Origin of the sequence: Oceanicola sp. 502str15, from assembly GCF_024105635.1 — a bacterium.
Classification (GTDB): Bacteria; Pseudomonadota; Alphaproteobacteria; order Rhodobacterales; family Rhodobacteraceae; genus Vannielia.
This window is the reverse complement of record NZ_WYDQ01000001.1, coordinates 2816669-2840910: the sequence shown is the minus strand read 5'-3', so window position 1 is coordinate 2840910 and position 24242 is coordinate 2816669. Positions and strand designations below refer to the sequence as shown.

22 protein-coding genes are annotated in these 24242 nt (G+C 65.9%); 10 read left to right on the top strand and 12 right to left on the bottom strand.

Going from position 1 to position 24242, the window contains the following annotated elements; genetic code table 11:
• Positions 1-3: 3 nt before the first annotated feature.
• From GTH22_RS13885 to GTH22_RS13870, 4 genes are all read right to left on the bottom strand, one after another.
• A complete protein-coding gene (locus GTH22_RS13885) occupies positions 4-792 on the bottom strand; it encodes a xanthine dehydrogenase family protein subunit M (RefSeq protein WP_252946092.1) in 789 nt (262 codons plus the stop codon).
• A gap of 12 nt (positions 793-804) precedes the next feature.
• On the bottom strand, positions 805-3168 hold the full coding sequence (locus GTH22_RS13880) for a xanthine dehydrogenase family protein molybdopterin-binding subunit (protein WP_252946089.1): 2364 nt from the start codon (positions 3166-3168) through the stop codon (positions 805-807).
• Positions 3169-3246: 78 nt separating this feature from the next.
• Positions 3247-3732 (bottom strand): (2Fe-2S)-binding protein, encoded by a 486-nt coding sequence (locus tag GTH22_RS13875; RefSeq protein WP_252946079.1) that lies wholly within the window; start codon positions 3730-3732, stop codon positions 3247-3249.
• A 51-nt stretch (positions 3733-3783) separates the two neighbouring features.
• Entirely contained in the window at positions 3784-4302 is a 519-nt protein-coding gene (locus GTH22_RS13870; protein WP_252946077.1) for a CoxG family protein, read from the bottom strand.
• Positions 4303-4483: 181 nt separating this feature from the next.
• Here GTH22_RS13870 and GTH22_RS13865 point away from each other — a divergent pair, with 181 nt between their 5' ends.
• The 7 genes from GTH22_RS13865 to GTH22_RS13835 all read left to right on the top strand — a co-directional run bounded on the left by GTH22_RS13865 (position 4484) and on the right by GTH22_RS13835 (position 12202).
• Entirely contained in the window at positions 4484-5179 is a 696-nt protein-coding gene (locus GTH22_RS13865; RefSeq protein WP_252946075.1) for a response regulator transcription factor, read from the top strand.
• Between the two features lie 141 nt (positions 5180-5320).
• Positions 5321-6403, top strand: coding sequence for an FIST N-terminal domain-containing protein (locus GTH22_RS13860; protein WP_252947645.1), 1083 nt, complete (start codon positions 5321-5323; stop codon positions 6401-6403).
• Positions 6404-8581: a PAS-domain containing protein gene (locus GTH22_RS13855; protein ID WP_252946073.1), complete on the top strand. Its 2178-nt coding sequence runs from the start codon at positions 6404-6406 to the stop codon at positions 8579-8581.
• 80 nt (positions 8582-8661) lie between these two features.
• Positions 8662-9093 carry a YeeE/YedE family protein gene (locus GTH22_RS13850; RefSeq protein ID WP_252946071.1) on the top strand — a complete coding sequence of 144 codons (432 nt, stop codon included), beginning with the start codon at positions 8662-8664 and terminating at the stop codon, positions 9091-9093.
• Positions 9094-9096: 3 nt separating this feature from the next.
• The gene (locus GTH22_RS13845) at positions 9097-9543 is read left to right on the top strand and encodes a DUF6691 family protein (RefSeq protein WP_252946069.1); all 447 of its coding nucleotides are present in this window, start codon (positions 9097-9099) and stop codon (positions 9541-9543) included.
• Between the two features lie 28 nt (positions 9544-9571).
• Positions 9572-10456, top strand: a complete 885-nt coding sequence (locus GTH22_RS13840; protein WP_252946067.1) for an MBL fold metallo-hydrolase — start codon at positions 9572-9574, stop codon at positions 10454-10456.
• A 21-nt stretch (positions 10457-10477) separates the two neighbouring features.
• Entirely contained in the window at positions 10478-12202 is a 1725-nt protein-coding gene (locus GTH22_RS13835; protein ID WP_252946065.1) for a sulfate permease, read from the top strand.
• Here GTH22_RS13835 and GTH22_RS13830 read toward each other — a convergent pair.
• Complete coding sequence (locus GTH22_RS13830) at positions 12199-13209, bottom strand: DUF2125 domain-containing protein (RefSeq protein WP_252946064.1); 1011 nt, start codon at positions 13207-13209, stop codon at positions 12199-12201. The two genes, GTH22_RS13835 and GTH22_RS13830, sit on opposite strands and share 4 nt — an antisense overlap.
• 64 nt (positions 13210-13273) lie before the next feature.
• On the opposite strand from GTH22_RS13830, the gene GTH22_RS13825 reads away from it, so the two are divergent.
• The 3 genes from GTH22_RS13825 to GTH22_RS13815 all read left to right on the top strand — a co-directional run bounded on the left by GTH22_RS13825 (position 13274) and on the right by GTH22_RS13815 (position 17054).
• Positions 13274-13825 (top strand): gamma-glutamylcyclotransferase, encoded by a 552-nt coding sequence (locus tag GTH22_RS13825; protein ID WP_252946062.1) that lies wholly within the window; start codon positions 13274-13276, stop codon positions 13823-13825.
• Positions 13826-13896: 71 nt separating this feature from the next.
• The gene (locus tag GTH22_RS13820) at positions 13897-15057 is read left to right on the top strand and encodes a biopolymer transporter ExbB (RefSeq protein WP_252946059.1); all 1161 of its coding nucleotides are present in this window, start codon (positions 13897-13899) and stop codon (positions 15055-15057) included.
• On the top strand, positions 15057-17054 hold the full coding sequence (locus GTH22_RS13815; RefSeq protein WP_252946057.1) for a peptidoglycan -binding protein: 1998 nt from the start codon (positions 15057-15059) through the stop codon (positions 17052-17054). The genes GTH22_RS13820 and GTH22_RS13815 overlap by 1 nt, the downstream gene beginning before the upstream one ends.
• Positions 17055-17336: 282 nt before the next feature.
• Here GTH22_RS13815 and GTH22_RS13810 read toward each other — a convergent pair whose 3' ends face one another.
• The 7 genes from GTH22_RS13810 to GTH22_RS13780 are packed head-to-tail and all read right to left on the bottom strand — an operon-like array spanning position 17337 to position 24173.
• Positions 17337-18095 (bottom strand): TIGR02186 family protein, encoded by a 759-nt coding sequence (locus GTH22_RS13810; RefSeq protein ID WP_252946055.1) that lies wholly within the window; start codon positions 18093-18095, stop codon positions 17337-17339.
• Complete coding sequence (locus GTH22_RS13805; protein ID WP_252946053.1) at positions 18095-19009, bottom strand: sulfite exporter TauE/SafE family protein; 915 nt, start codon at positions 19007-19009, stop codon at positions 18095-18097. Before GTH22_RS13805 ends, GTH22_RS13810 begins: the two co-directional genes overlap by 1 nt.
• Positions 19010-19066: 57 nt before the next feature.
• Complete coding sequence (locus GTH22_RS13800) at positions 19067-19867, bottom strand: purine-nucleoside phosphorylase (protein WP_252946051.1); 801 nt, start codon at positions 19865-19867, stop codon at positions 19067-19069.
• A complete protein-coding gene (locus GTH22_RS13795) occupies positions 19851-20828 on the bottom strand; it encodes an ABC transporter permease (RefSeq protein WP_252946049.1) in 978 nt (325 codons plus the stop codon). Before GTH22_RS13795 ends, GTH22_RS13800 begins: the two co-directional genes overlap by 17 nt.
• Before the next feature lie 3 nt (positions 20829-20831).
• A complete protein-coding gene (locus tag GTH22_RS13790) occupies positions 20832-21464 on the bottom strand; it encodes a LysE family translocator (protein ID WP_252946046.1) in 633 nt (210 codons plus the stop codon).
• Complete coding sequence (locus GTH22_RS13785; RefSeq protein WP_252946044.1) at positions 21461-22630, bottom strand: ABC transporter permease; 1170 nt, start codon at positions 22628-22630, stop codon at positions 21461-21463. Before GTH22_RS13785 ends, GTH22_RS13790 begins: the two co-directional genes overlap by 4 nt.
• Position 22631: 1 nt before the next feature.
• The gene (locus tag GTH22_RS13780; protein ID WP_252946042.1) at positions 22632-24173 is read right to left on the bottom strand and encodes an ABC transporter ATP-binding protein; all 1542 of its coding nucleotides are present in this window, start codon (positions 24171-24173) and stop codon (positions 22632-22634) included.
• Positions 24174-24242: the final 69 nt, after the last annotated feature.

The following is a 24242-nucleotide window of genomic DNA, read 5'->3' as shown; positions in this document are numbered from 1 at the left end:
CGGTCAGCTTGCGGCAGAGACGGCCCGCTTGGTAAGCACACCGATCAGGTGCGCCCGGTACTCGGCCGTGCCGTGCAGGTCGCTGATCAGGCCATCTGCCGGGTAGGAGAGGCCCGAGATCGCATCGGCCGAGAAGTTTCCCGCCAGCGCCTCTTCGGCCTCGGACCAGGCAAACACACCGTCTTCACCTGCCCCGGTGACGGCAACGCCGACGCGGTCGCCGTACTTGGCGACGAACACGCCAACCAGCGGAAACCGCGAGGCCGGCTGTTCGAACTTCTGGTAGTTCGAGGCCTGCGGGATCGGAAAGTCGACACCCACGATGATCTCGCCTTCTTCGAGGGCCGTGGTGAAGAGGCCATCAAAGAAGTCACCCGCCGCGATCGACCGGCTGTTGGTGCGGATCGTTGCACCGGTGGCCAGCGCGGCCGAGGGGTAGCAGGCTGCCGGGTCGTTGTTGGCAAGGCTGCCGCCGATGGTGCCACGATTGCGCACTGCCGGGTCGCCGATGAGCGATGCCAGCTTGGCGAGGCCGGGGAAGCTGCTCTTGGCCTCCCTCGCAACGGCGCCGTGAGTGGTGCCGCCGCCGATCTTCAGCGTGTCGCCCTCGGCGGTCACGCCTTTCATCTCGGCAATGCCGGTGAGCGAAACCAGTTTCTCCGGCGCGTTGAGGCGTTGCTTGAGCGTCGGGATCAGGGTTTGCCCGCCCCCGAGCGCCTGGGCACCTTCGCTTGACAGGGCCGCGATGGCCTCGTCGATGGTGGAGGGTTTTTCGAAGTCAAAGCTATACATTTCGCTATCTCCTCAGCCGTTCATCGCGGCCCACACCCGGGAGGGCGAGAGCGGCATGTCGATATGTTTCACATCCTTGCCGGCACGCTGGAGCGCATCCACCACGGCGTTGACAAGGGCAGGCGGTGAGCCGATGGCCCCGGCCTCGCCGCAGCCTTTCACCCCGAGGGGGTTGTGGGTGCAGGGCGTCTGGCAGGAGTGATCCACCTTGAAGTTCGGCAGATCGCCCGCCCGTGGCATCGCATAATCCATATACGAGCCGCTGAGCAGCTGGCCTTCGGAGTCGTAGGCGCAGTTTTCCAGCAGCGCCTGGCCGACGCCCTGCGCGATCCCGCCGTGAACCTGTCCTTCAACGATCATCGGGTTGACCACATTGCCGAAGTCATCTGCCGCAGCAAAGGCCAGAACTTCGACCTTGCCGGTGTCCGGGTCCACTTCGACCTCGCAGCAATAAGCGCCAGAGGGGTAGGTGAAGTTGGACGGATCGTAGAAGGCAGTTTCCTCGAGCCCTGGCTCGATCTCTTCGAGCGGGTAGTTGTGGGGCACGTAGGCCGCGAGCGTGACATCGCCCCAGGCGACCGACTTGTCGGTGCCCGCAACGGTGAACTGCCCGTCCTTCAGCTCGATATCGCCCTCGGAGGCTTCCATCAGATGGGCCGCGATTTTCTTGGCCTTGTTGATGATCTTCTGCGTGGCTTTCACCATCGCCGAGCCGCCGACTGCGAGCGAGCGCGAGCCATAGGTGCCCATGCCCATCGGGGTTTTGGACGTGTCGCCGTGGACGATCTCGATTTGCGACGCGTCAATGCCGATCATGTCGGCCACAACCTGCGGGAAGGCCGTTTCATGGCCCTGTCCGTGGCTATGCGAACCGGTCATCACAGAGATCGAGCCGGTCGCGTTGACCCGCACCGTCGCGCTTTCGTAGAGGCCCGCCCGTGCGCCGAGCTGGCCCACGAGGTTGGACGGCGCGATGCCGCAGGCCTCGATATAGCAGTTCACCCCCAGCCCGCGGAGCTTGCCGTTGGCCTTGCTCTCGGCGGCGCGCGCCTCGAACCCGGCAAAATCGGCAACCTCGATGAGCTTGTCCATCGTGGCGTGATAGTCCCCGGTGTCGTACTCGACCGCCACGGGCGTGGCGTAGGGAAACTGGGTGATGAAGTTCTTGCGGCGCAGCTCGATCGGGTCGATCCCCATTTCGCGCGCGGCTTTGTCCACAACGCGCTCGAGCTGATAGGTCGCCTCGGGGCGGCCTGCGCCCCGGTAAGCGTCGACCGGCACCGTGTTGGTGAACACGGCTTTGACGTTCACGTAGATCAGCGGCGTCTTGTAGTTGCCCGCCATCAGCGTGCCGTGCAGCCAGGTCGGCACCGAGGGTGCGAAGGTGGAGAGGTAGGCCCCCATGTTCGCGTAGGTATCGGTGCGCAGCGCGAGGAAGTTGCCCTCTTCGTCCAGCGCCAGCTCGATCTTGGTCACGTGATCGCGGCCATGCGCGTCGGAGATGAAGGCCTCGGAGCGCGAGCAGGTCCATTTGACCGGACGGCCAACCTGCTTGGCGGCGAAGGTGCAGAAGGCTTCTTCGGCGTAATGGAAGATCTTGGTGCCGAAGCCGCCGCCCACATCGGGTGCCACGACCCGCAGTTTGTGCTCTGGAATGCCGAGAACGAAGGCGCCCATCAGCAGCCGGATCACATGCGGGTTCTGCGAGGTGGTGTAGAGCGTGTAATCGTCGGTCGCGCCGTTGTAGTCGCCCACCGCAACGCGGGGCTCCATCGGGTTTGCAACCAGGCGGTTGTTGACCAGCTCCAGCGTGGTGACGTGGTGGGCGTTCTTGATGGCCTCATCGACGGCGTCACGGTTCTCTTCCACGAAACCCCAGTCGTAGCAGAGGTTCGAGGTCAGATCGTCGTGCACCTTTGGTGCGCCGTCCTTCAGCGCGTCCTTCATGTTGATGACGGCGGGAAGGTCCGTGATGTCGACGTCGATCGCCTCGGCGGCATCGCGCGCCTGCTCAAGGCTTTCGGCGACAACGGCGGCAATCGGGTCGCCCACGTGGCGCACCTTGCCCTGGGCCAGAACCGGGTGAGGCGGCTCCTGCATGACTTCGCCATGCCGGTCGGTCACCTGCCAGCCGCAGGGAAGACCACCGATGCCCTCGAAGTCCTTGCCGGTGAAGATGCGGACCACGCCCGGCATCGCTTCCGCGGCGCTCGTATCCACGCTGTTGAGTGTGCCATGCGCCACGTCGGAGCGCAGGAAGTATACGTATGTCTGTCCGTGAATGTTGATGTCGTCGGTATAATTGCCTTTACCGGTCAAGAACCGAACGTCTTCGCGCCGCTTGGTGCTGGCGCCAATGCCACCGTCTTTGGGCATCCTAAATCCTCCCTTGGGGTGGTGGGTTGCAACCCACCTTACAGCTTGTCCGGCCCGTCACATGGGGGCCGAAATGGCTCATTCGGCGGCAATCGCGCTCACGTCCTGACCGCTGGCTGCCATGATCGCCTTGACGATGTTGTGGTAGCCCGTGCAGCGGCAGATGTTGCCCTGAAGGTAGGCCCGTACTTCTGCCTCGGTGGGCTTGGGATTGTCCTTCAGCAGCGCGGCCGCGCTCATGACCATGCCCGGCGTGCAGAAACCGCACTGAAGCCCGTGATGGTCCTGAAAGGCCTGCTGGATCGTGTTCAACGAACCGTCGGCGTTGGCCTGGCCCTCGATGGTGCTCACTTCGGCGCCATCGGCCTCTTGGGCGAACATCGTGCAGGCCTTCACGGCCTCGCCATTCACATGCACCACGCAAGCGCCGCACTGGCTGGTGTCGCAGCCAACGTGGGTTCCGGTGAGCTTCAGTTCTTCGCGCAGAAACGAAACGAGGAGGGTGCGCCCCTCCGCTTCGCCGGTCCGGGACTTCCCGTTGACCGTCATCGTTACCGTTGCCATTGCAATCCTCCCTGAGTGGTTATCCTGGCTTTATTCGCTGGGTGGGGAGGTTCAGCTGCCGGTCAGGCGCTTGAGCCACCCCTTTTTCTCGCTGGCCTCATCGGCCGCGGGGTCTTCTTCGCCTTCGGGCGGGCCCTCGATGGCGAGTTGGAAGTTTTCAAAGAACTGGTCGGCCATCTTCTTGGCAAAGCCGTCGATGATGCGGGAGCCGAGCTGCGCGAGCTTGCCGCCAACCTTGGCTTCGACCTTGTAGGAAAGTTCGGTGCCCTCGGGCACTTCGGTCAGGGTCACATCGGCGCCGCCCTTGGCAAAGCCCGCCGCGCCGCCCTTGCCTTCGCCCGAGATGGTAACGCTGTTGGGCTCGTTCATGTCGGTAAGGGTGACGGCCCCCTTGAACGTTGCCTTCACCGGTCCGACCTTTTGCACGACCGTCGCCTCGAAGCCCTCTTCGGGCGATCCGGTCATTTCAGTGCAGCCGGGGACGCAGGCTTTCAGCACGTCAGCATCGAGCAGTCCGTTCCATACGGTCTGCGGATCCGCCTTGATGATGCGACTGTCGCTGAGTTCCATGAATCACCTCCCTCGATTGATGAAGACCCTAGGAAGAGCGCGGGCTCGCGCCTATTCGACCAAAGGCTTGGTTCTGAGCTAAGTCACGGTGATCGCCGGTCCAGCCCTCGCGCGGCGATACTCACCCGGCCCCGACCAATTGGCAAGTGACCGGCCTCGGCGATGCCGTTAATCTGGCGGCATGGACAGGATCGACCGAGACATACCCAAGGGTGCGCTCAGCGGCTGGGCACTGGTGGTGGATGACCACCCGCTGTTTTGCGACGCGCTTGAGCTGACACTCACCAGCGTTGCCGCCTTCAAGGAGGTGCGCACCTGCGATCGGCTGGAAACGGCCATCGAGATGCTGACCGGAAAGCTGCCCGATCTCGTGGTCCTCGACCTCAACCTGCCTGATGTCTCCGGGCTCGACGGGTTGATCCGCCTGAAGGCCACGGCACGTGGCGTGCCGGTGATCGTCGTCTCCTCGATGGCCGAAAATCAGGTGATTTCTGCCACGCTGAAGGCGGGTGCAGCCGGTTTCGTGCCAAAGCACAGCCCGCGCAGCACATTCCGTGAGGCCCTTGCCACCGTTGCACGGGGCGAGACCTACCGGCCCGAAGGCTATGTCGCTACGGATGCAACCGGCGACGAGAGCGATGCCGTGGAGCGGCTCTCGACCCTGACCGCGCAGCAATCGCGCATCCTGCAACTCATCTGTCAGGGCAAGCTGAACAAGCAGATTGCCTTCGATCTCGCCATCGCCGAAACCACGGTGAAGGCCCATGTGACCGCGATCATGCGCAAGCTCGGTGTGCAGAGCCGGACGCAAGCTGTGCTCGTCGCCGGGGAGGCGAGGTTTTCGTCCGTGTTGCCAAGCGCCCCGGTGTCCTCCTAACGTGTCTTGCTGCGGGCCGAGTGGTGCCCGCGCCCGAGTGGAGGAGATGCATTGAGCCCGCGCCCCGAGTCTTCCAGGCCGCTGGCCCCGCAGGAGCTTGGCCCCCAGGTTGCGGAGGTCTTTGCCTCGGATCCGGAGGCGATGGCGGTGCTCGCCGAAGAGCTTGGCCCCGGCCCCTTTGCCCTCGTCTGCCTCTTCGCCAGCCCCGAGTGCCGCTTCGCCGAACTTATCGCCGGGGCCGAAAACTTCTTTGGCGAGGCGCATGTGATGGCCTGCACCACGGCCGGCGAGATCGGGCGCGCGGGCTATGCCGAAGGGCGGGTGGTGGCGGTGGCCTTCCCCTCCGCGGCCTTCTCCGCCACGGCCCTGATGATGGATCATCTGGCGGAGCGCGATGCGCAGTCCTTCGGTGCCCGGCTGGTGCGTGAGCGTCTGGCCCTCGCCGAACGCGCCCCGGACCGGACCAGCGTCTTTGCCTTTCTCCTCGTCGACGGTCTCTCCCTGAAGGAAGACATACTCGCCGCCGCCCTGTCACCGGCGCTGGGCGGGGTGCCGCTGTTTGGCGGGTCGGCAGGCGACGGTGTGGACTTTGCCCGAACCCGCGTGGCCCTAGATGGCGTGGTCGCGCAGGACGCTGCCGTTCTCGCGCTCGTGCGCACAACGCTGCCCACGCGCGTCTTTTCGCTCGACCACCTCCTGCCCACGGATGAACGCATGGTCGTCACCGAGGCCGACCCCAAGGCGCGTATCGTGAAGTCGATCAACGCCGAGCCCGCAGCGCGTGAATATGCAAGGATCGTCGGCAAGGATCCCGATCAGCTCGATACCTTTACCTTTGCCGCCCATCCCGTGGTGGTGCGGATCGGGGCCGAGCACCACGTGCGCGCCATTCAACGCGTCACCGAGGAGGGCGACCTGCAATTCTTTTCGGCGATCGACGAGGGCATGGTGCTGACCGTGGCGGAAAAACAGGACATCGTGGCGCACCTCGACGCAGAACTGGGCGCGCTTGCCGAGCCGGTCGCGCCGCTGGGGATTCTGGGGTGCGATTGCCTGCTCCGCCGCATCGAGGCCGAACAGGCACAAACGGTTCGGGCGCTCTCCGATACCCTGGCGCGGCACCGGGTGGTGGGGTTCTCGACCTATGGCGAGCAGTTCGGCCCGCTCCATGTGAACCAGACCATCACAGGCGTCGCCTTCTACCCACCCGTCGAGGCCGGCTAGATGAGCCTCGTGAACCCGACAGACAGCCTCGAGCGGCAAAACGAGAAGCTGCAGCAGATCGCGCAATCGCTCATGCGCCGGGTCGAGCAGAAAAGCGAAGAAAGCGGGCTGGCTTACGCCCAGTTCGAGCGTGCCGCGCTGTTGGAGGCTCAGGTGCGCGAGCGCACGGCCCAGCTGGAGCGGGCGCTCGACCTGCTTCAGGATTCCAACGCCAGCCTCGCGCGTGCCAACAGCTCCGCCGAGGCCGCCCGCTCCAACCTGGCCGACGCCATCGAAACAGTCGCAGAGGGGTTTGCGCTGTTCGACGCCTCCGAAAAGCTGGTTCTGGCCAACAGCCGCTTCTGCAAGGCGCTGGCCGATATCAAACCACGGCTCATCGAGGGGCTGGGGTTTGCCGACTATGTGCGCCTTGTTTCCGAAAGCCGCGACCTGTCGCTGCCGGAGGGCGAGGTCCCCGCCGACTGGGCCGCGCAACGGATGCGGCGGCATGGCGACGCGCATTCCGTGTTCAACGTCTCCTTGCGGCGCGACCGTTGGCTTCAGGTCTCCGAGCATCGCACCGCCTCGGGCGGCACCGTGATCCTGCAAACCGATGTCACCGCGATCCTGCGGGCGGAGCGGCGCGAGCGCGAGCGGCTCCAGCACGGCCACGCACAGATGCTTCAGGCAACGCTCGATCACCTGACGCAAGGCGTGGCGATCTTTGATGCGCAAGCCCGCCTCGCCGGGTGGAACGACCGGCTTGGCGAGCTGTTCGATATCGCCCTGCCCGAAGAAACCCTCGGCGCCGCCTTCGCAGACCTGAGCCACCGCATTGCCGCCCGCGCCAGCTTCAGCGACGGGCTGACCGAAGAGACGTTCATTGATTGGGCCACGCAGCGTGGCGGGCGGTTTCCGCTGACCTTCGAGTTGAAGACAGAGGCACACCGCATCCTGCAGGGCTTTGCGCAGGAAATGCCCGACCGTGGCTTCGTGGTGTCGTTCACCGACGTGACCCCGGAGCGGCAAGCGGCACTGGCGCTTCACGAGATCAACGAGCACCTCGAGCGGCGGGTCGAAGAGCGCACTTTCGAGCTGGAGGAGGCGCTGGAGGAGGCCGAACGCGCGAACAGGTCCAAGTCGCGCTTCGTCGCCGCAGCGAGCCATGACCTGATGCAGCCGCTCTCCGCCGCCAAACTCTTTCTGTCGTCGCTTTCCGAGACCGTCGGCGCTGGGCCTCAGGGCGAGCTGACCGAAAAGACCTCGCAGGCGCTGGGCAATGTCGAAGACATCATCACCGCCCTCCTCGACATTTCAAAGCTGGATCTGGGCAAGGTCAGCTTCGATGTGCAGTCGGTTCCGCTCAGGGCCATCTTCGAGCCCCTGCGGCACCAGCTCGAACCGATCGCCCGCGCCAAGGGGCTGAAACTTCGGATCGTCGATACCTCGCTGACCGTGCGCAGTGACCCGGCCTTTCTGCGTCGCATCGTGCAGAACCTGCTGTCGAACGCCCTCAACTACACCGACAGCGGAACGGTGGTGCTTGGCGTAAGGCGCAACGGCGGGTCGGCCCGCATCGAGGTGTGGGACAGCGGGCGCGGCATTGCCGCAGAGGATCAGGCGCAGATCTTTCAGGAATTCAAACGGCTCGAGCAACGCGGCGACGGGTTGGGGCTGGGCCTTGCCATCGTCGAGCGGGCCTGCAAGGGGCTGGGCCACCCGCTTTCGCTCTGGTCAGAGCCGGGGCTGGGCAGTTGCTTTTCGCTCAATGTGCCGATGACCGAGCGATCAGCCACCCCCCGCACCGAGCGTCCCGCCGCCGAGCCGGACCTGCGTGATCGTGCGCCGCTCGTTCTCCTCGTGGAGAACGATACGGCGCTGGCCCGGGCGCTGGGCCAGATGATCGAAGGGTGGGGGGCACATGTGCTCCATGTTCATGAGGCCGCCGAGGCGCTCGACCTTCTGGCCGAGGTCCAGTTGACCCCGGACGCGCTGCTGCTCGACGAACAGCTCGGGCGTGGCATGACCGGAACCGAGCTCTACAGCCTGCTCACTGGCCGCTTCGGGCCGATCCCGGCCTGCCTGCTCACCGCCGACCGCTCCCGCCGTGTGCGGGAAACCTGCGCCGCGTTGGGCCTCGAACTGCTTGGCAAGCCAATTGACAGGGACCGGATCGGCACGTTTCTTGCCGCGTTGTAATGGCACCTTGTCAAATGCAGTAAATTGAATATATGTGACTCCAATCAAGCCCTGACCGCCGCAACCGGAGATCACGCCCAATGGAAACCGAGTTCACCCCGTACCTGTCGCTCGGCGGCGGCCTTCTGATCGGCCTCGCCGCGGTGATGCTCATGGCAACGCTTGGCCGCATATTCGGGGCCACCGGCATTCTTGCGGGATTCATCCTGCCGCAAGGGTCTTCCGAGTTCACCTGGCGCGCCGCACTTCTGGCCGGCATGGTCTCGGGTCCGGCGCTTTACCTCGGGCTCACGGGCAATTGGCCTGAAATCGAAGTGCCTGTTTCCACACCACTGCTCGCCCTCGGGGGCCTGATCGTCGGCGTCGGCGTGACCTATGGCGCGGGCTGCACCTCGGGTCACGGAGTCTGCGGCATGGCAAGGCTCTCGCCGCGCTCGATCGTCGCCACCCTCACCTTCATGGCGGGCACCGCGGCGACCGTCTTCGTGTTGCGCCACGTGATTGGAGTGTAGGCGATGAAAAAGTACATACTGATCTACCTCATCGGCCTCACCTTCGGCCTCGGCATCTCGATTTCCGGCATGGCCAACCCGGCCAAGGTGGTGAACTTCTTCGATGTGGCCGGGAGCTGGGATCCGAGCCTTGCCTTCGTCATGGGCGGGGCGCTGTTTGTCACTTTCATCGGCTACCGGCTCTTGTTTCGCCGCGCCGCGCCCCTCTGGGCGGGCAGCTTCAGCCTGCCAAATACCCGGCAGATCGACGCTCGGCTGATCGGCGGGTCACTGCTCTTCGGGGTTGGTTGGGGCATTGCCGGTTTCTGCCCGGGCGGCGCCCTACCGGCACTCGGAACCGGGCGCGTGGAGGTAATTGTTTTCGTCGTGGCGCTGATCGCGGGTATCCTGCTGGCCAGAGCCCTGCAAAAGGCCACGGCGCAGAAAACACCCAAGAGCGCCCGGGTCTGACCACCTGACGCCCAATCCGGAGGTTCACATGAGCGACTATCCTATCGACATGAGCATCGCGCCAGAGGTTCAGGCCTTCTTCGACGCGGCGACCAACACCATATCCTACGTGGTCAAGGATCCGGCCAGCACCCACTGTGCTGTCATCGACAGTGTGATGGACATCGACTATGCCGCCGGCCGGATCACCCACGACAACGCCGACGAGATCATCGCCTACGTCGAGAAGAACGGCCTCACCGTCGACTGGCTGATCGAAACCCACGTACACGCCGACCACCTTTCGGCCGCGCCCTACATCCAGCAGAGGCTGGGCGGCAAGATCGGCATCGGGGTGCATATCACCACGGTTCAGGACACCTTCGGAAAGGTCTTCAACGAGGGCACCGAGTTTCAGCGCGACGGGTCGCAGTTTGATGCGCTGTTCGAGGACGGCGATACCTACAAGATCGGCGGCCTGAACGCCGTGGCGCTCTACACGCCGGGCCACACCCCGGCCTGTATGACCCACGTCATCGGCAACGCGGCCTTCGTGGGCGATACGCTCTTCATGCCCGATGGCGGCTCGGCGCGCGCCGACTTTCCCGGCGGCGATGCGGGGGTTCTGTTCGACAGCATCATGAAGGTGCTCTCGCTGCCCGGGGAGATGCGCCTGTTCATGTGCCACGACTACGGCCCGGGTGGCCGCGAGATTGCCTGGGAAACGACGGTGAACGAGGAAAAGGCGAACAACATCCACGTCGGAGCGGGCAAGACCCGCGAAGATTTCATCAAGTTCCGCACCGAGCGCGATGCCACGCTCGACATGCCGAAGCTCATCATCCCGTCGCTCCAGGTCAACATGCGGGCCGGCGAGATCCCCACCGACGAAGATGGCAGGCCCATGCTCAAGGTGCCGCTCAATGGTCTTTGACCTGATCGGAGTGCTCCAAACGTGTGGCTGCTGAAGCGATACATGCCGGTCTTCGACTGGGGCCGCGACTACACGCGCGCGACGCTCTCGAATGATCTGATTGCGGCCCTGATCGTCACGATCATGCTGATCCCGCAGTCCCTCGCCTATGCCCTCTTGGCCGGGCTTCCGCCGGAGGCCGGGATCTACGCTTCCATCGCGCCGATCATCCTCTATGCGTTGTTCGGCACCTCCCGCGCACTCGCCGTGGGCCCGGTGGCCGTGGTCTCGCTGATGACGGCAGCCACGGTCGGTCAGGTGGCCGAGCAGGGTAGCATGGGCTATGCGGCTGCGGCGCTGACGCTGGCGTTCCTCTCCGGCGGCATCCTGCTGCTGATGGGGCTGTTCCGGCTCGGATTTCTGGCCAACTTCCTGTCGCACCCGGTGATCGCGGGCTTCATCACCGCCTCGGGCATTCTGATCGCAACCTCGCAGCTCAAGCACCTTCTGGGCGTGCCCGGTGGCGGGCAAACACTGATAGAAATGCTCGCCGCGCTTGCCAGTCAGTTGAACCAGATCAACCCGGTGACCCTAACGGTTGGCCTCGCGGCAACCGGCTTCCTGTTCTGGGCCCGCAAGGGCCTGAAACCCGCCCTGCTGAAAGCCGGCCTGCCGCCACGCCTCGCCGAGATCATCGCAAGAGCAGGCCCCGTGGCGGCGGTGCTGGCCACGACACTGGCAACGTGGGCGCTTTCGCTTGAAGCACATGGCGTCGCCGTGGTCGGCTCCGTGCCCCAGGCCCTCCCGCCGTTGACCCTGCCGGACCTCTCGCCCAGCCTCGTCTCGGCCCTTTTCGTGCCGGCCCTGCTGATCTCCGTCATCGGCTTCGTCGAGTCGATCTCCGTGGCCCAGACCCTCGCCGCCAAGAAGCGCCAGCGCATCAACCCAGATCAGGAGCTCGTGGGCCTCGGTGCCGCCAACCTCGGCGCGGCCTTCACCGGCGGCTACCCCGTGACCGGCGGCTTCGCCCGCTCTGTGGTGAACTTCGACGCCGGGGCCGAAACGCCGGCCGCCGGTGCCTTCACCGCCGTTGGCCTCGCCATCGCGGCCGTTGCCCTGACGCCGCTGATCTACTTCCTGCCCAACGCCACACTCGCCGCAACCATCATCGTCGCGGTTCTCGGCCTCGTCGACTTCTCGATGCTCAAGACCTCGTGGAGCTACAACCGCGCCGATTTTGCCGCGGTTCTGGCCACCATCCTGCTCACCCTCGGCTTCGGGGTCGAAACCGGGGTGATGGCCGGCGTGCTCATCTCCATCGGTCTCTTTCTCAACCGCACGTCCAAGCCGCACATTGCCGAAGTCGGGCTGGTGCCCGGCACGCAGCACTTTCGCAACGTGCTGCGGCACATGGTCGAAACCTCGCCGAGGCTGCTGACGATCCGCATCGACGAAAGCCTCTATTTCGCCAACGCCCGCTACCTTGAGGACTACGTGCTCGACCGTGTGCTTCAACGCCCCGAACTGCGCGACGTGGTGCTGATGTGCTCGGCGGTGAACGAGATCGACCTGTCTGCGCTTGAGTCCCTCGAAGCCCTCAACCTGCGGCTCTCCGATCTCGGCGTGCGCTTGCACTTGTCGGAAGTGAAAGGGCCGGTGACGGACAGGCTCGCCCGCACCAACTTTCTCGAAGAGCTGTCCGGCGAGCTGTTTCTGGCCCAGTTCGATGCCTACAAGGCGCTGACAACGCCCCGCGCCGAGGCTTAGCGCAACCGCAAAACCGGCGCCGGACCAATGGGCGCAGGCCCGACCCGCACCTGCCCGTTCTTGAAGTTCAGCGGAATATCGAGCGTCTTTGGGCTGCCGGCGAGCTGGCTGGCCAGTTCGAGCGCGGTGGTGATTGGGCCTTCGAAATCTGCCGGAACGACCCCCGCAGCCACGCCGACGGCAAGGATATCGCGCCAGTTCGTGGCCTTCACCAGAACCGACCCGTCCGGCACACCCTGTTCATCCACCTCGAAACTGCCCGCCAGCTTCAGCTCCATCTGCCCCCACTTCGCCTCTGCCAGCTTGATCTCCACTTGGCGGGGCTGAGGCCGTGCGCGCTCCACCGCGTAGCGATCCCAGGGCGCGGAAAACCGGATGGTGAAATCTGCGGTGACGCTGTCGAGCGTGTCGGGCAGCAGGTCGGCTGCATTCAGCTCTGCCAGCAGGCGCGATGGCACCTGCCACGCGCGGGCGGAGAAGCTGACCTGATGCACGGTCGGATCGGGGAAGTCCTCGGGCAGGGTCCGGGTTGCCAGCCGCCCCTCCGTCAACCGGCTGCTCCATCCTGCATCCGAAACCACCTGCACCCCGTCCAGCTCGAAGCTCGACCGCTTGAGCGCGAGGGTCGTGGGGGTCAGCAGAAGGCTGCCGCGCAGGCGCTCGGAGGTGATCTCGAGGCGTTCAAACGGGGTTTGCAGGCTCTGGCTGTCGGGCCATACGGCGATCACGTGATAGGGGCGGTAACTGAGCGCGAGGCTTTGGAAGAAGGGCGCTGACCAGGCCCAGCCCGTACGGGGATCTGCAAGGCGCAACTCGTCCAGCTCGAGGTCGAAGCGGTTGGGAAAACCCCGCACCACCACCCGCTCGGCCTCGGCCTGCCACCCTTCGGCGCGCCGCTCATCGAGCCAGCCGCTCACGGCCTTCTCCAGCCCCCAGGCTCCAACGGCCCAGTAGCCGCCCCACGCGAGAGCGGCCACGAGGACCACCACGATCATGCGCCGTAGCATCCGCGCCCCTTTCGGTTTCCAACGCGATCTGGTTTACCGGCCTGCAGATGGAAAGGCGAGGCAGATGATCCCTGACAGCGAACTCCCGAGCCCTCTCTGGGTCTTTGGTTACGGCAGCCTGCTTTGGAACCCCGGGTTCGAGGTGGCAGAGCAGCGCGTGGCCCGGCTCGACGGGTTTCACCGGGCCTTCTGCATGTCGTCGATCCACCACCGCGGCACCGAAGAAAAGCCGGGCCTCGTGCTCGCGCTGGACGAGGCAGAAGGTGCGTCTTGCCAAGGGGTTGCACTGCGTGTTGCGCCCGGGCAGGAGCCGCAGGTTCTGGTGGAGCTGCGCGAGCGCGAGCTGATCTCGTCGGCCTATTACGAGGCCGTCGTCACGCTGCGCGCGGATGACGACGCCCCCTTCAAGGCCCTGGCCTACGTGGTCGACCGGGAGCACGTGCAATATCAGGGTGCGCTGAGCCTCGAACAACAGGCCCGGATCATCGCCCATGCCCATGGCGGGCGGGGGCCGAACACCGAGTATCTCTTCAACACCGCCGATCACCTTGCGCATATCGGAATCACCGACCCGGACCTCGCATGGCTCGCGGCCCGATTGCGCAACGAGGCTTGAACCCTTTGTGATTGGCAAGGAAGGGCCGCACCCCTATCCTGCGGCCAAGAAACAAAGGGCACCAACCCCACATGAGCACCTCCGAGGCCGAGGCCGAGCCGCATTTTTCACAACCTGTGCGCCAAGTGGTGCAGATGTTGATCGTGATCGCCCTCGTGGCCGTGGGCAGCTATCTTCTGCTGCCGACCGTCAAGCCGGTGATCCTGGCCAACCTCTGGCTCAACGGCACGATCGGGCTGGTTTTCGTTGTCGGCGTGTTCACCTGCTTCTGGCAGGTCTATCAGCTTGTCAGGTCGGTTGCCTGGCTTGAAGACTTCGCGCTGGAGCGTGAGGCAAACGGCAAGGTGCCGCGCCTGCTCGCGCCGCTCGCGGCCCTCCTGCGGTCGCGCCGTGGGCGGATGCAGATCTCGGCCACCTCGTCGCGCTCCATCCTCGAGTCGGTTGCCACCCGGATCGAAGAGCTGCGCGACATCACGCGCTATCTTGTCAACCTTCTGATTTTCCTTGGCCTTTTGGGCACATTCTATGGCCTTGCCACCACCGTCCCGGCGGTCGTGGAAACCATCCGCTCACTCGCGCCGCAGGAGGGTGAGGGCGGGGTAGAGGTGTTTTCGCGGCTCATGGGCGGGTTGGAGGCGCAGTTGGGCGGGATGGGCACGGCCTTCGGGTCTTCCCTTCTCGGGCTGGCTGGTTCGTTGGTTGTGGGGCTGCTTGAGCTCTTCGCCTCGCATGGCCAGAACCGCTTTTACCGCGAGCTGGAAGAGTGGCTTTCGTCGATCACCCGCGTTGCCTTTGCGGGCGCAGAAGGCGAAAGCTCCGAGCCTTCTTCCGTTGCCGGTATCCTCGACCACATGGCCGAGCAGATGGAGGCGATGCGCGAGATGTTCACCCAATCCGACGTGTCCCGGGCCATGCTCGAAGACCGGATGGGAGAGGTAGCAACCGCGGTGGACAAGCTGGCCGAAGGCATGATGCAGGAACGCGCTGCCGACCCACTTCTGGTCCGCATTGCCGAGGCCAATGAGGCATTGCTGAACAAGCTGGACGGCATGAGCCCCGGCGAGGGCGGGGCCGACCCCGAAAGCCGGATGCGCCTCCGCTCGATCGACACCCAACTGCTTGCAATCCATGAAGATATCGCCGCCGGCCGTCAGGAAAGCATTGCCGGGCTTCGGGCCGACCTCTCCGCTCTCACCCGGGTTATCAAAGACGCGACCCGAGGGGGTAGCTGATGGCCCTGCCGCGCCGCAGCGGACAGCGCTTTTCGGCCTCGATCTGGCCGGGTTTCGTGGATGCGATGACGGCGCTTCTGCTGGTGCTGATGTTCGTTTTGTCGATTTTCATGATCGTGCAGTTCATGCTGCGGGAGACAATCTCCGGTCAGGAAAGCGAGCTGAATGAACTGAGCCAGGAACTAGCCTCGCTGGCCGATACGCTTGGGCTCGAGCGGGCGCGGGTGGAGGCGTTGCAGGGGGATGTGGCGAGCCGGGATGCGGCGCTGACCAGTGCCCAGCAGGATGCGGCGCGACAGGCGGCGCTGATCGCCTCTCTGCGGGGGCAGATCGCTTCGGGGCAGGAGGCTTTGCAGGATGCCCAGCGGCAGATTTCGGGCTTCGAGGCGCAGGTTGCAGCGTTGATAACAGAGCGAAATTCGGCCCAGGAGCGCGGATCGGCGCTGGCCGAGGACCTGGCTGCGGCGGAGGCGGCGCGGGCGGCGGTCGAGGCGGAGCGGGCGTCTTTGGAGCAGGCGCTGGCTTCGGCGCGGACGGAGGTGGATTCTCAGGTTGAGGCGGCGCGGCTTGCTGCGGCGCGGCGGGAAGCGCTGGAGGCGCTGGTTGCGGACCTGCAGAAAGGGGTTGAGGAGGGCGCCGCAAGGGTGGCGGCGCTGGAGGAGGAACTGAGCGAGGAAGAGACGGCCCGGCTGGCGGAAACTGCGGCGGCTCAGGCGCTTAGGGAGCGTCTGAAGGGGGCGGAGACCGAGCTGACGGCGATGACGCTGGCGCTGGAATCGCAGCGGAAAGCGGCGGAGGAAACCCTGACGCTGCTTGCCGCGGCGCAGAGCGCCGAGGAAGACCTGACCGCCAAGCTGGCGGCGGCGCTTGCGGCGGTGTCGCAACTGGAAAGCCAAGTGGAAACAGGGGCTTCGGCTGCCGAAGAGGCGGCGCGACTGGCCGGGGAACTTGCCGCCGCGAAGGCGGAGGTGGCGGCGCTGGGGAGTGCGCGGGGGGCGGCGGAAGAGGCGCGGGATGCGCTTGCGGCGCGGGCCGAGGCGGCGGAGGCCGAGGTGGCGCGGTTGCGGGCGGAAGTCTCTGACAACGCACGAGAAATTGCGGAGCTTCGGGCGGTGAAAGAGGCTCTGGAAGCCGACGTGGGAGATGCGGCGGAAGTGCGGGAGCGGTTGGCGGCTGCGCTTGCGGAAAAGCTGGTGGCGGAGCGGCGGGCCGAGGCGGCGATGAGCGAGGCCGAGCGCAAGGATATCCTGTTGGCGCAGGCCAATTCCGAGTTGGAAAACAAGGAGGTAGCCTCGGCTGAGGGGCAGCGGAAGCTGGCGCTTCTGAACCAGCAGGTGGCGGCGCTGCGGGCGCAGCTGGGCGCGTTGCAGGGGGTCATTGATGCGGCAACGCAGAAAGATCAGGATGCGCAGGTGCAGATCGAGGCGCTGGGCGCGCAGCTCAACGCCGCGCTGGCGCGGGCGGCGGCGGAAGAGCGGCGGCGGGCAGAGCTGGAAGCGGCGGAGCGCAAGCGGCTGGAAGAGGCCCAGAAAGACCTTGAACAGTACCGCTCGGAGTTCTTCGGGCGGATGAAGGAAGTGATCGGCAACACCGAGGGCGTGCGGATCGAGGGCGACCGTTTCGTGTTCTCTTCGGAGGTGCTCTTCCCGCCTGCACAGGCCGCCCTTTCGGACCCGGGAAAGGCGGAAATTCAGAAGGTTACGGAGATTCTGCGCCGTCTCGCCGAAGAAATCCCGCCGGAGATCGACTGGGTGATCCAGGTGGACGGGCATACCGACAACCAGCCGCTTTCGGGCTTTGGCGAGTTTGCCGACAACTGGGAGTTGAGCCAGGCGCGGGCGCTTTCGGTGGTGCGCTTCATGAGCGACGAGCTGGGGGTTCCGCCCGCGCGGCTGAGCGCGAACGGCTTTGGAGAGTTCCAGCCGATCGACCCTGCCGAAACCCCCGAAGCCTGGGCCCGGAACCGGCGGATCGAGCTGAAACTGACCGAGCGATAGGCCCGGCGGCGGGCGGGTGTTGCGCTGCGGCGCGGCGGGCCGTTAACCGCAAAAATGCAACAGGGCACAACCCGTGCACAACCTGTACACACCCTGTACATACGCGATTTTCGCACAGTGGCGATGTCCTGACGGACCGTACGCAGGGGCGCTGAACCGCGAGGGCGGCGCGCGGGCGCAACGGCGGAGTGGGGGGCCAGCCCCCCACACCCCCCGGAGATATTTGCAGCAAGAAAATGAGCAGGGGGGAGTTGCGCCGAGCGGGCAGAGTGCGCCCGGCGGCTAGCCCCGGATGTAGCGGAACACCGCAGAGGCGCCCCAGCCCGCCGCGATGGCGATGGCGAGGGAGAGCAACCCGTAGAGCAACGGCTGCTCGTGGGCGAGCGAATGCAGAAACCGCTCCAGCCCGACCTTGGAGACATGGATCGTGGTGGTATGGCTCGACACCACGTCGCCGTTGCGGGTGAGGAAGATGCGGGTGGTGTAGTTGCCCTCGGTCAGGTTGGCCGGCAGGGCGACATTGGCGCGGAAGAGCGTGTCTTTCTGGATCGTCACCCCGCCTTCCTGCACCGCATAGGCGCCATCATTGGTTCGGATGCGGATGAGGGCCTCGGTGAAGTCGGCGGCGTTGCCGACTGTCACCGGGGCGCCCACGGAGCGGATCGCCCTGTCGATGGTGATGCCATGGCGGAGGTCTTCGGTGGCCGAGATCAGCTCGACCAGCGGGCCTGTGGTGACGATCTGGTAGAAGCTCGGCGCCCGGTCGACCTCGACGGCCTCGGTATTGACCCAGATCCCGGCGGTGCGGTCCTTCTTGCGGACGACGACCGGGGTGGAGGGGCCGGCCACGGTAATGACCACCCCGAGCTCGCCGGCGGGGGAGACCGGGTAGTTGCGGCGGACCGCGCCGAAGACGAGGATCTCGGAGCCGTTGAAGGTGGCGTTGATGCCCACGCGGCTCTGGCTCAGGTCGGCGACGACCTCTTCGGCGGCCTCGGCGGGCAGGGCGAGGAGAAAGAGGGCGGCGAGCCAGCGGACCATCAGACCGGCCTCAGCGGGGTGAGGGAATAGAGCTCGGAGGGTTGCAGCAGCAGGTCGAGCGCCAGCTTGCCGCAGACCAGCAGCACGAGGGCGGCGAGCGCGATGCGGAGCTGCTCGGCCTTCAGCATGGTGCCCAGTCTGGTGCCGAACTGCGCGCCGACGACGCCGCCCACGAGCAGCAGCACGGCGAGCACCATGTCGACCGTCTGGTTGGTGGTGGCGTGCAGAAGCGTGGTGAAGGCGGTGACGAAGATGATTTGCAGCAGCGAGGTGCCGATCACGACCTTGGTGGGCATGCCGAGCAGGTAGATCATGGCCGGGACCATGATGAAGCCGCCGCCCACGCCCATGATGGCCGCGAGCAGGCCGACCGAGAGGCCCACCAGCACCGGCGGGATGACCGAGATATAGAGGCCCGAGGTGCGGAATTTCATCTTGAGGGGCAGGTTGTGCACCCAGTTGTGCTTGCGCCGGGGGGGCAGCTTGCCACCCTTGGTGCGGCGCAGGGCATTGAGGCTTTCGACGAACATCAGCGCGCCGATGATGCCGAGGAACACGACGTAGCAGAGGGTCACCAGCAGGTCGACCTGGCCGAGCTGGCGCAGGATGTTGAAGACCCAGACCCCGATGGCCGCCCCTATGAGGCCGCCCGCGAGCAACACCCCGCCCATGCGGATGTCGACCGTCTTGCGCCTGAGATGGGCCAGCACGCCGGAAATCGAGGAGGCCACGATCTGGTTGGCGGAGGTGGCCACGGCCACGGCGGGCGGGATGCCGACGAAGAACAGCAGCGGGGTGATGAGAAACCCGCCGCCGACCCCGAACATGCCCGACAGGATCCCCACGACTCCGCCGATCCCGAGGAGGACGAAGGCGTTGACCGAGACCTCGGCGATGGGGAGGTAGAATTGCATGGTCTTTGTAGTGCGGCAAAGCCGCGGTTCTGTCTAGTGCCGCAGTGCGGCGTGAGCTCAGAGGTTGCGCAGGAACTCCCGCAGGATCTTTTCGAGCTTGGCGGCGCCGAGGGGCGCCATGGCCTTGGTGTGTTCGTGGGAGATGTTTTCGTCCGACATGCCGGCGGCCATGTTGGTGATGGTCGAGATCGCGGCGACGCGCATGTGCAGGAAACGGGCGAGGATGACCTCGGGCACGGTGGACATGCCCACGGCATCGGCCCCCAGCGTGCGGATGGCGCGGATTTCGGCCGGGGTTTCGAAGGAGGGGCCGGAATACCAGGCGTAGATGCCTTCTTCGAGGGGGATGTTCTGCGTGTCGGCGGCGGCTTTCAGCGCCGCGCGGAGGGCGGGGTCGTAGGCCTCGGTCATCGGGACGAAGCGGGCGTCGGAGGGCTCGCCGATGAGCGGGTTGAGGCCGGAGAAGTTGATGTGGTCGGAGAGCAGCATGAGGTCGCCCGGCGGGATGTCGGGGCGCATGGAGCCGGCGGCGTTGGTGAGCAGCAGGGTGTTGCAGCCGAGGGCCTTGAGGGTTTCGAGCGGGAGGCGCATGGCGGCGGGGTTGCCCGCCTCGTAGTAATGCGCGCGGCCGCCGAGCACGGCGACGCGGACGCCCTCGAGGGTGCCGATCACCAGCTTGGGGTTGTGGCCGGAAACGCCCGCGTGGGGGAAGCCCTCGAGCTCACCGTAGTCGATCGAGACGCCTTTGACCTCCTCGGCAAGGTGGCCGAGGCCGGAGCCGAGGATGAGGGCGAGGGCGGGCGGGGTCGAGCCGGCGTCGAGCTTGATGCGGGCGGCGAGGTCAGCGCTCTTTGACATAGGGTTCGCCTCCGGCGCGGGGGGGGATGGCCTTGCCGACGAAGCCGGCGAGGATCACCACGGTGAGGATGTAGGGGAGCGATTGCATGAACTGCACCGGCAGCTGGAAGCCCAGCAGGGTGATGTTCTGGAAGCGGTTGTCGATGGCGAAGAAGAGGCCGAAGAGCAGGCAGGCGTAGAGCGCGTACCATGGCCGCCATTTGGCGAAGATCAGGGCGGCCAGCGCGATGTAGCCGCGGTCGGCGGTCATGCCCTTGGTGAAGCCGGCCTGGATGGCGGTGGAGAGGTAGGCCCCGGCGATGCCGCAGAGCAGGCCGCAGATCGCCACGGCGGCGAAGCGCAGGCCGACGACGGAGACGCCGGCGGTATCGACCGCCTCGGGGTTTTCGCCCACGGCCCGCAGGCGCAGGCCGAAGCGGGTGCGGAACAGGACCCACCAAGTGATCGGCACGGTGAGGAAGCCGAGGTAGGTGAGGATGGGGTGGCCGGAGATCAGCTCGGAGTAGACCTGCATCAGCGGGGTTGCGCCCTGCATGTCGCGGATGCGGGTGAGGGCGCCGGGGAGGTCGATGCTGTCAAACCGGGCGGCGCCGGAGAGCGAGGGGGTGCGGCCGCCCTGGCCGAACCAGTCCTGCGCGATCAGCACGGTGAGGCCGAGGGCGAGGAAGTTGATCGCCACGCCGGAGATGAGCTGGTTGCCGCGGAAGGTGATGGAGGCGACGCCGTGGATGGCGGAGAGCACCATGGAGGAGGCGATGCCCGCCATCAGCCCGACCCAGGCGTTGCCGGAGGTATAGGCCACCGCCGCCGAGAAGAAGGCGGCCATGAGCATCTTGCCCTCCAGCCCGATGTCGAAGATCCCGGCGCGCTCGGAGAACAGCCCGGCGAGGCAGGCGAGCAGGAGGGGGATGGCGAGGCGGATGGTGCCGTCGAGAACCTGGATGATCGTCAGAAAGTCCATGGGTTACCTCGATGTGGCGAGTTTGAAGGCGAAGACGGAGAAGAGCACGCCGAGCGTGGCCTCGACCGAGCGGCGGGCGCGGGCGTAGGCGGTGCGGACCGGGGCGGAGGAGAGGAGCAGCGCCCAGGCGGCATGGCAGGCGAAGGAGATCAGCCAGCAGGCGGCGAAGAAGGCGGCATAGACCAGCGCGCCGCCGCCGTGGGTGGCGCCGAGCGCCGAAATCGCGAGCCAGAAGACGATCGCCTTGGGGTTGGTCACTTGCAGCGCGAAACCGGCGGCGAAGAGCCGGGCGGCCGAGCGGGCGGGCACCGGGCCCTCGTGCAGCGCGGGCGGGTTCACCGCCTTGCGGAAGGCGCCATAGGCCAGCCATGCGAGGTAGGCCGCGCCGAGCAGGCGGAGGATCTGCATCGCCCAGGCCGCCTTGGAAAGCACCAGCCCGACGCCGAGCATGGTGGCGAGGTTGATCAGCGAGGAGCCGCAGGCGATGCCGAGGCATGTGACCAGCGCGGCGCTGCGGCCCCGGCTCATGGAGATGCCCAGCAGCATGGCCACGGCGGGGCCGGGCGAGGAGGCGGCGACCAGAAGGATCGAGAAGGCCGCGAAGAAGCCGGGGAGAAAGGGGAGAAGCTCGCTCATGCCTCTTTCACCGTGCCTTCGGGCGCATGATCGGGGCGCTTCGGCCCGGGCGGGGGCGGCGCGGTTTCGGGCGGCTCCTTGCCCTTGCGCAGATGCAGGAACAGCTTGGCCAGCGGCTCGCGGACCATGTTGTCGAGCGCGCCGGTGAAGAGGATCACGAGGGCCTGGATCACGGTGATGAGTTCGCGGGGGATCGAGGTCCAGAGCGCAAGCTCGGCCCCGCCCTGGTAGAGAAAGCCGAAGAGCAGCGCGGCGAGGAACACGCCGAAGGGGTGGTTGCGGCCCATCAGCGCCACGGCGATGCCGATGAAGCCCGCGCCCTCGACCGCGTTCAGCACGAGGCGCTCCTGTTCGCCCATCGCGGTGTTCACCGCCATCAGCCCGGCCAAACCGCCGGAGATGAGCATGGCGATCACGGTGATGCGCAGCGGCGAGATGCCGGCATATTTCGCAGCGGTCTCGGACTGGCCGAAAGAGCGGATCTGGAAGCCGAGACGGGTGCGCCAGAGCAGGAACCAGACGGCAAAGCAGGCGATGATGGCGACAAGGAAGGTGACGTTGACCGAGTCGTCGCGCGCGGCCTTGAAGCCCATGTCGGTGAGTACCGAGTTCAGCGTGGGCAGGTCATAGGCGGCGTCGAACTTGGCGGAGGCCGGGTCGGACTGGCCTGCCGGTTTGAGGGTGTTGGAGAGCAGATAGTTCAACAGGCCGGCGGCCATGAAGTTGAACATGATCGTGGTGATCACGATGTGGCTGCCCCGTGCAGCCTGAAGCCAGGCCGGGATCAGCGCCCAGAGCGCGCCGAAGGCGGCGGCGCCGATGGAGGCGGCGACAAGCGCCAGCGACCAGTGCGGAAAGGGAATGTAGAGCAGCACCAGTGCCACCCCCAGCCCGCCCAGCATGGCCTGCCCCTCGCCGCCGATGTTGAACAGGCGGGCATGGAAGGCGACCGAAACGCAAAGGCCGGTGAAGATGAAGTTGGTGGCGTAATAGAGCGTGTAACCCCAGCCCCGGATCGAGCCGACCGACCCGTCGACCATGATGCCGACCGCCGTGATCGGGTTTTCACCGATGGCGAGGATCACCACGGCGGAGAGGATGGCGGCGAGGATGAGGGAGATGAGCGGGACGAGGATGACCTCGGCCCATTTGGGCATGACGTCCATGTTAAGCGGCCTCTCCCTGCATCCCGGCCATCAGGAGGCCGAGCTCTTTTTCGTTTGTTTCGGCGGGCAGGCGTTCGCCCATGATCTGCCCGTCGAACATGACGGCGATCCGGTCGGAGAGCGACATGATTTCGTCCAGTTCGACCGAAACCAAAAGGATGGCCTTGCCCTCGTCGCGCAGCCGCACGATCTGCTGGTGGATGAATTCGATGGCGCCGATGTCCACCCCGCGGGTGGGCTGGCCGATGAGCAGCAGATCGGGGTTGCGCTCGATCTCGCGGGCCAGGACGATTTTTTGCTGGTTGCCGCCCGAGAAATTCTTGGCGGCGAGCAGGGGGTTGGGCGGGCGGACGTCGAAGCGGGCCATCTTGGCTTCGGTGTCTTCGCGGATGGCGGCGTTGTCCATCGTGAGCGCGTTTTTCTGGTATTTCGGGTCGTTGTGATAGCCGAAGGCGACGTTTTCCCAGGCGTGGAACTCAAGGATGAGCCCCTCGCGGTGGCGGTCTTCGGGCACGTGGGCGATGCCCCGGCGGCGGCGCGACTGGGCGTCGGAGTAGCGGCCTGTGAGGTCGATCTCTTCGCCGTTCATGCGGATGGTGCCCTTGGCGTCCTGATAGCCGCCGAGCACTTCGAGCAGTTCGGACTGGCCGTTGCCTGCCACCCCGGCGATGCCGAGGATTTCGCCTGCGCGGATATCGAGCGAGATGCCGCGCAGCTTTTGCACGCCCTTCTCGTCGGTCACCTTCAGGTCGCGCACTTCCAGGACGGTCTCGCCCGGCTTGGCCGGGGTCTTGTCGACCCGGAGCAGCACCTTGCGGCCCACCATCAGCTCGGCCAGCTCCTCGGGGGAGGTTTGCGCGGTTTGCACGGTGGCGGTCATCTCGCCGCGGCGCATGACCGAGACGGTATCTGTTATGTCCATGATTTCACGCAGTTTATGCGTGATGAGCACCACGGTTTTGCCCTCGGCCTTCAGCCGTTCGAGGATGCGGAAGAGCTGGTCGGCCTCGTTGGGGGTGAGCACGCCGGTGGGCTCGTCGAGGATGAGAATGTCGGCCTGGCGGTAGAGCGCCTTGAGGATCTCGACGCGCTGCTGCATGCCCACGCCGATATCCTGGATCACCGCGTCGGGGTCTATCTTGAGGCCGTATTCGGCGGCGAGCGCGGTCAGCTCCTTGCGGGCCTTGGAGAGCGAGGGGCCGAGGAGGGCGCCGTCTTCGGCGCCGAGCACGACGTTTTCGAGCACCGTGAAATTCTGCACCAGCTTGAAGTGCTGGAAGACCATGCCGATGCCCGCCGCAATCGCGGCCTGGCTGTCGGGGATCTGGGTGGGCTTGCCGCCGATCAGGATCTCGCCGGCGTCGGCCTTGTAGAAGCCGTAGAGGATGGACATGAGCGTGGATTTGCCCGCGCCGTTCTCGCCGATGATGCCGTGGATCGCGCCGCGTTTCACCGACAGCGAGATATCCTTGTTGGCCTGCACCGGGCCGAAAGCCTTGGAAATGCCCCGCAGTTCGATGGCGGGTGCTGTGGTGTCTGGCATGTCTGTCCCCCGGTCGTCTGGGTCGGAAAGGGCCGCGGCCGGTTGCCCGGCGCGGCCCTCCCGATGTTC

Excerpts from the sequence above, each read along its gene's own strand:
- GTH22_RS13885 (WP_252946092.1), bottom strand. The coding sequence starts at position 792 with ATGTATAGCTTTGACTTCGAAAAACCCTCCACCATCGACGAGGCCATC.
- GTH22_RS13880 (WP_252946089.1), bottom strand. The coding sequence starts at position 3,168 with ATGCCCAAAGACGGTGGCATTGGCGCCAGCACCAAGCGGCGCGAAGAC.
- GTH22_RS13875 (WP_252946079.1), bottom strand. The coding sequence starts at position 3,732 with ATGGCAACGGTAACGATGACGGTCAACGGGAAGTCCCGGACCGGCGAA.
- GTH22_RS13870 (WP_252946077.1), bottom strand. The coding sequence starts at position 4,302 with ATGGAACTCAGCGACAGTCGCATCATCAAGGCGGATCCGCAGACCGTA.
- GTH22_RS13865 (WP_252946075.1), top strand. The coding sequence starts at position 4,484 with ATGGACAGGATCGACCGAGACATACCCAAGGGTGCGCTCAGCGGCTGG.
- GTH22_RS13860 (WP_252947645.1), top strand. The coding sequence starts at position 5,321 with ATGGCGGTGCTCGCCGAAGAGCTTGGCCCCGGCCCCTTTGCCCTCGTC.
- GTH22_RS13855 (WP_252946073.1), top strand. The coding sequence starts at position 6,404 with ATGAGCCTCGTGAACCCGACAGACAGCCTCGAGCGGCAAAACGAGAAG.
- GTH22_RS13850 (WP_252946071.1), top strand. The coding sequence starts at position 8,662 with ATGGAAACCGAGTTCACCCCGTACCTGTCGCTCGGCGGCGGCCTTCTG.
- GTH22_RS13845 (WP_252946069.1), top strand. The coding sequence starts at position 9,097 with ATGAAAAAGTACATACTGATCTACCTCATCGGCCTCACCTTCGGCCTC.
- GTH22_RS13840 (WP_252946067.1), top strand. The coding sequence starts at position 9,572 with ATGAGCGACTATCCTATCGACATGAGCATCGCGCCAGAGGTTCAGGCC.
- GTH22_RS13830 (WP_252946064.1), bottom strand. The coding sequence starts at position 13,209 with ATGCTACGGCGCATGATCGTGGTGGTCCTCGTGGCCGCTCTCGCGTGG.
- GTH22_RS13825 (WP_252946062.1), top strand. The coding sequence starts at position 13,274 with ATGATCCCTGACAGCGAACTCCCGAGCCCTCTCTGGGTCTTTGGTTAC.
- GTH22_RS13820 (WP_252946059.1), top strand. The coding sequence starts at position 13,897 with ATGAGCACCTCCGAGGCCGAGGCCGAGCCGCATTTTTCACAACCTGTG.
- GTH22_RS13815 (WP_252946057.1), top strand. The coding sequence starts at position 15,057 with ATGGCCCTGCCGCGCCGCAGCGGACAGCGCTTTTCGGCCTCGATCTGG.
- GTH22_RS13810 (WP_252946055.1), bottom strand. The coding sequence starts at position 18,095 with ATGGTCCGCTGGCTCGCCGCCCTCTTTCTCCTCGCCCTGCCCGCCGAG.
- GTH22_RS13805 (WP_252946053.1), bottom strand. The coding sequence starts at position 19,009 with ATGCAATTCTACCTCCCCATCGCCGAGGTCTCGGTCAACGCCTTCGTC.
- GTH22_RS13800 (WP_252946051.1), bottom strand. The coding sequence starts at position 19,867 with ATGTCAAAGAGCGCTGACCTCGCCGCCCGCATCAAGCTCGACGCCGGC.
- GTH22_RS13795 (WP_252946049.1), bottom strand. The coding sequence starts at position 20,828 with ATGGACTTTCTGACGATCATCCAGGTTCTCGACGGCACCATCCGCCTC.
- GTH22_RS13790 (WP_252946046.1), bottom strand. The coding sequence starts at position 21,464 with ATGAGCGAGCTTCTCCCCTTTCTCCCCGGCTTCTTCGCGGCCTTCTCG.
- GTH22_RS13785 (WP_252946044.1), bottom strand. The coding sequence starts at position 22,630 with ATGGACGTCATGCCCAAATGGGCCGAGGTCATCCTCGTCCCGCTCATC.
- GTH22_RS13780 (WP_252946042.1), bottom strand. The coding sequence starts at position 24,173 with ATGCCAGACACCACAGCACCCGCCATCGAACTGCGGGGCATTTCCAAG.